The sequence below is a fragment of the Bradyrhizobium sp. GW821-FHT13H05 genome, from assembly GCF_058804065.1.
Genome location: NZ_JBXAPO010000021.1, coordinates 120,674 through 125,569, shown reverse-complemented (window position 1 = coordinate 125,569; position 4,896 = coordinate 120,674). Strand labels below are relative to the sequence as shown.

3 protein-coding genes are annotated in these 4,896 nt (G+C 63.9%); all 3 read left to right on the top strand.

The features are described 5' to 3' along the window. Positions 1-336: 336 nt before the first annotated feature. The 3 genes from AC1RR3_RS36500 to AC1RR3_RS36490 all read left to right on the top strand — a co-directional run bounded on the left by AC1RR3_RS36500 (position 337) and on the right by AC1RR3_RS36490 (position 4,715). A complete protein-coding gene (locus AC1RR3_RS36500; protein WP_492829810.1) occupies positions 337-1,686 on the top strand; it encodes a malonyl-CoA decarboxylase in 1,350 nt (449 codons plus the stop codon). A 237-nt stretch (positions 1,687-1,923) separates the two neighbouring features. Then, complete coding sequence (locus AC1RR3_RS36495; protein ID WP_492829808.1) at positions 1,924-3,372, top strand: MmgE/PrpD family protein; 1,449 nt, start codon at positions 1,924-1,926, stop codon at positions 3,370-3,372. Between the two features lie 197 nt (positions 3,373-3,569). Beyond that, positions 3,570-4,715 carry a DUF418 domain-containing protein gene (locus AC1RR3_RS36490; protein WP_492829806.1) on the top strand — a complete coding sequence of 382 codons (1,146 nt, stop codon included), beginning with the start codon at positions 3,570-3,572 and terminating at the stop codon, positions 4,713-4,715. Positions 4,716-4,896: the final 181 nt, after the last annotated feature.

The following is a 4,896-nucleotide window of genomic DNA, read 5'->3' as shown; positions in this document are numbered from 1 at the left end:
TCCAAAAGATTTTGCCGCCGCCAAAACCGAAATCTCTCGATCAGCGAATTAGTGGACTTGCACAATTGCGAGGAGCGTAGCGACGAAGCAATCCAGACTGCCGCCGCGGTGGGATTCTGGATTGCTTCGCTGCGCTCGCAATGACGGAGTATGTGGCGGTCGTCTCGTTCCCCGAATGCCACCGGATGCGCACCCTGTCCTCGTCCGGTATGCCGCCCTTCCCGAAACGCACGGCCCAGCTAAAGTTGCCAAAATCGCCTGCTTGATTGTGATCGGCTTCCGCCTAAATCCCGTGTAAGCTTCCCGCACCGCACAACCCGGTTTCGAAAGGCCCAGATGGCTAACGCCTTCTTCTCCGACCTGCTCGCCACCATCTCCGAACGCGGCCGCACGCTGCTTCGCCGCGACTCCGCGGACACCAAACAGGATGCCGACGGGCTGATCGAGCTCTGCGGTGCGTTGCTGTCGGGCCGGGGCGAAGCCTCCGGCACAGCCATGGCGCGCGAGGTGCTCGATCTCTACCAGGATCTGGATGCGGCAGGACGCCGCGCCTTCTTCGAAGCGCTGGTGCGCGATTTCGGCCCCGACCGGGAACGCCTGTCCAGGGCGATCGAGAAGTGGCGCGCCAAGCCCAGCGACGAGGACGCAAGCTCGCTGCATTTCGCCTCGGAACCGCGCCGGCAGGAGCTGATCCGCCGCCTCAACCGCGCGCCTGGTGGTACCGGCGATCTCGTCAACATGCGTGCCGATTTGCTCGGCATGATGAACGGACACACCGATCTCGCCGCGCTCGATCGCGACGTCTCGCATCTTCTCTCGTCATGGTTCAACAGGGGGTTTCTCGTGCTGCGCCGGATTGACTGGTCGACCCCGGCCAACATCCTCGAAAAGATCATCCGCTATGAGGCCGTGCACGAGATCAGCGACTGGGACGATCTGCGCCGCCGCATCGACCCGGTTGACCGCCGCTGCTACGCCTTCTTCCACCCCGCCATGGTGGACGAGCCGCTGATCTTCGTCGAGGTGGCGCTGACCGAGACCATTCCCGGTGCGATTGCCCCGCTGCTCGCGGTCGATCGCCAGCATCTGCCGATCGAGCGCGCGCGCACCGCCGTGTTCTATTCGATCTCGAATACCCAACGTGGCCTCGGCGGCATCTCCTTCGGCAGCTTCCTGATCAAGCAGGTGGTGGAGGAGCTGCGCCGCGAAACGCCGAAGCTCGACACCTTCGTGACGCTGTCGCCGGTGCCGGGCTTCATGGCGTGGGTGAAGCAGGACAAGGATTTGCCGCTGACGGACGAGGACCGCGAGGTGCTGAAGCGGCTCGACGATCCCAAATGGTATGAGAACCCTGAAACGACCACGCTGCTCCGCGGCGTGATCGAACCGCTCGCCGCGCATTATTTCCTGAAGGCGCGCACGCCGAAGGGCAAGCTGATCGACTCCGTCGCCCGCTTCCATCTCGGCAACGGCGCGCGGCTCGAACGCATCAACTGGCTCGGCGACCTCTCGCCGAAGGGCGTGCGCGAGTCCGCCGGCGTGATGGTCAACTACCTCTACCGCCTCGACGACATCGAGAAGAACCACGAAGCCTACGCCAATGACGGCGAAGTCGTGGCCTCGAGCGCGGTGAAGAAGCTCTTGAAGGGCGAAGGCCGGCGGCTGCTGGACATGCGGCTGTCGTAGGGCGGACGGCCAGAGCTCCACCGTCATTGCGAGCCCAGCGTTGAAAGGCTGCGCGGCTGCTTCCGCCGTCATTGCGAGGAGCTCAGCGACAAAATTGCGTAGCAATTTTGCGCAGATGCGACGAAGCAATCCAGACTGCTTCCGCGGAAAGACTCTGGATTGCTTCGCTGCGCTCGCAATGACGGAGAATATGCGCTATCCGTTTCATCGGATTCCTGCACCAAAGAACGGGACACCATGAAACGACGCGATTTTCTCGCCCTCTCCGCTGCAACGGCGACCAGCCTCTCGCTCACACCCATTCGCAGTTTCGCGGAGGGATATGGCTCCGGGCCGGAGATGACAGTGCTGTGCGACTATATGAGCGCTGCCAAAGCCCGCGCGCTTCCGCCCGAAATCGTCGAACACGCCAAGCACCACATTCTCGATACGCTGGCCTCGATGATCTCGGGATCGGAGCTGCCGCCCGGCCAGGCGGCGCAGCGCTACATCCGCGCCAATGCCGCGCAGGGAACGGCCACCGTCGCGGGCACCGCGCTCGCCGCATCGCCGGTCGAGGCCGCGCTCGCCAATGGCGTGATGGCGCATGCCGACGAGACCGACGATTCCCACAGCCCGTCGCGCTCGCATCCCGGCTCTTCGGTCGTTCCCGCCGCGCTTGCGCTCGGTGAAAGCCTCGGAATTGACGGCACCCATTTCCTGCGGGCAGTGACGCTCGGCTACGATGTCGGCACGCGCGTGGTGATGGCGATGGGCGGCGCCGATTTCAGCTATGAGAGCACGCTGAGCACGCACAGCATTTCCGGCACGTTCTGCGCCTCGGCTGCGGCGGCCTGCGTCGCCGGCTTCGACGCACGCCGGATGCGCTGGGTGCTGGACTATGCCGCGCAGCAATCCTCCGGCTTCATCGTGTGGCGGCGCGACGTCGACCATATCGAAAAGGGTTTTGTCTTCGCCGGCATGCCGGCGCGCAACGGCGTGACCGCGGCGCTGCTGGTGCGTTCGGACTGGAACGGTGTCGACGACGTGTTCTCCGGTCCGGACAATTATTTCCTCGCCTATGCGCCGAAGGCTGTGGCCGCAAAGCTGGTGGAGAAGCTCGGCGAGCGCTACGAGATCGCGGGCACCGACATCAAGAAATGGACCGTGGGCTCGCCGATCCAGGGGCCGCTCGATGCGATCTATGCGATCCGCAGCAAACAGGCGTTCGAGGCCGATCAGGTCAAGCGCGTGACGGTGCGGCTTGCGCCGTCGGTCGCCGAGGTCGTGGATAACCGCGACATCCCCGATATCTGCCTCCAGCACATGGTCGCGGTGATGCTGCTCGACAAGACCGCCTCCTTCCACGCCGCGCACGACAAGCCGCGCATGCAGGACGCCGCCGTGCTGAAGGAGCGCGCCAAGGTAAATCTGGTACGCGACGAGGAGCTGGCCAAACTGCTGCCGGTCCGCGTCGCCATCGTCGAGATCGAGCTCGCCGACGGAACCAAACTTTCCGAACGCGTCACGGCCGTGCGCGGCACGCCACGCAACCCGATGACGCGGGACGAGGTCATCGACAAGGCCCGCGACCTGATCGCGCCGGTGGTCGGGCGGGAAAAGTCGGAGCAGTTGATCAAGTCGGTTTATGCGATCGAGACGGTGGCGGACATCCGGAGCTTGCGGCCGTTGCTGCAACGCGTTTGAGGGCGGCCCGTTGCACGGCTGCTCAAGAGACGGCCTGCTCGCGCCACACCGTCATTGCGAGGAGCCCTTGCGACGAAGCAATCCAGACTGTCTCCGCGGAAACACTCTGGATTGCTTCGCTGCGCTCGCAATGACGGAGAATGCGGCGACACCTCGCCCCCCACCGCGCGCCACCGAGCTGCAATTGGAATTCTTCCATGACGTCCGATAGCACCGTATTCCCCGGGCCGACGACCTCCGCGGAGCGCATCGACGCCATCGACGTGCTGCGGGGCATTGCCCTGTTCGGCGTCATGGCAATCAACGTCGTCATGGAATTTCGCATTTCGATCTTCGAGCAGTTTCTTGGTCCCAAGATGCTCGCTTCGCCAATCGATCGCGCGATCGAAACGATCCTGACGCAGGCCGTCGAACTCAAGGCGTTTGCGCTGTTCTCGCTGCTGTTCGGCGCAGGCCTTGCCATTCAATTCGACCGGCTCGCGGACAACGAGCGCCGCATCTCGCTGCTCCTGCGCCGGCTCGCTGTGCTGCTGGTGTTCGGCGTCGTTCATCTGTGCCTGATCTGGAACGGCGATATCCTCACCGAATACGCACTGGCGGGGTTCATCGTGCTGCCGTTCCTGTTTGGTCCGCGCTGGCTGCTGACGCTCGCCGCGCCGGCGTTTCTGGCGCTGTATCTGACAATGCAGGCCTTTCCGCCGGCTGGATTGTTTCCCGGCAGGACCGCGATCTGGCGGGACGTCATGGATGCAAATCGCATCTATGCCACGGGCGGCTTCCTCGACGTCCTGGCGTTTCGTCTCCGCGAAATTCCCCTCATCGCGTCTCTGCACGCATTCGTCTTTTCACGCACGATCGGGCTGTTTCTGGTCGGAGCGCTCGCCTGGCGGAGCGGCATTCTGCAAAATGCGCGCGGCCTGCTCGTCATCGCGCTCCCCGCCATCGGTATCGGAGCAGGCTTACTCTATGGCGGCATCGAGCCGCTCGGCACCATCGTGCTGGCGCTGGGCTATGGTGCGGCCATCCTCGGCATCGCCAGTTTCGAGCGCGGCAAGAGACTGCTTGGCTGGGCCGCGCCGTTGGGCCGGATGGCCTTCACCAACTACGTCGCACAATCCGTCATCTTCGGCTGGATCTTTTACGGCTACGGCCTTGGCCTGTTCGGACGGCTCGGCCTAACCGAGACACTCGCCATCGGGATCGCCGTCTACGCCGGACAGGTGCTGTTCAGCGCATGGTGGCTGCACCACTACCGATACGGCCCGATCGAATGGCTGTGGCGCACGCTGATGTATGGTGCACGGCCGCCGATGGTGACGTCACAGGTGGCGGCCGTGCGGTAACGATCGAGGCGGTGATGGTCAACGCAACTTGCGGATGCTGCTGCAACGTGCGTGACGGCGACGCTGGATGGGCGACGGTCGTAACAGACACCCTGCTCGCACCACATCGTCATTGCGAGGAGCACTTGCGACGAAGCAATCCAGACTGCCGCTGCGGAAACACTCTGGATTGCTTCGCTGC

Coding starts and splice junctions, on each gene's coding strand:
- AC1RR3_RS36500 (WP_492829810.1), top strand. CDS start 337: ATGGCTAACGCCTTCTTCTCCGACCTGCTCGCCACCATCTCCGAACGC.
- AC1RR3_RS36495 (WP_492829808.1), top strand. CDS start 1,924: ATGAAACGACGCGATTTTCTCGCCCTCTCCGCTGCAACGGCGACCAGC.
- AC1RR3_RS36490 (WP_492829806.1), top strand. CDS start 3,570: ATGACGTCCGATAGCACCGTATTCCCCGGGCCGACGACCTCCGCGGAG.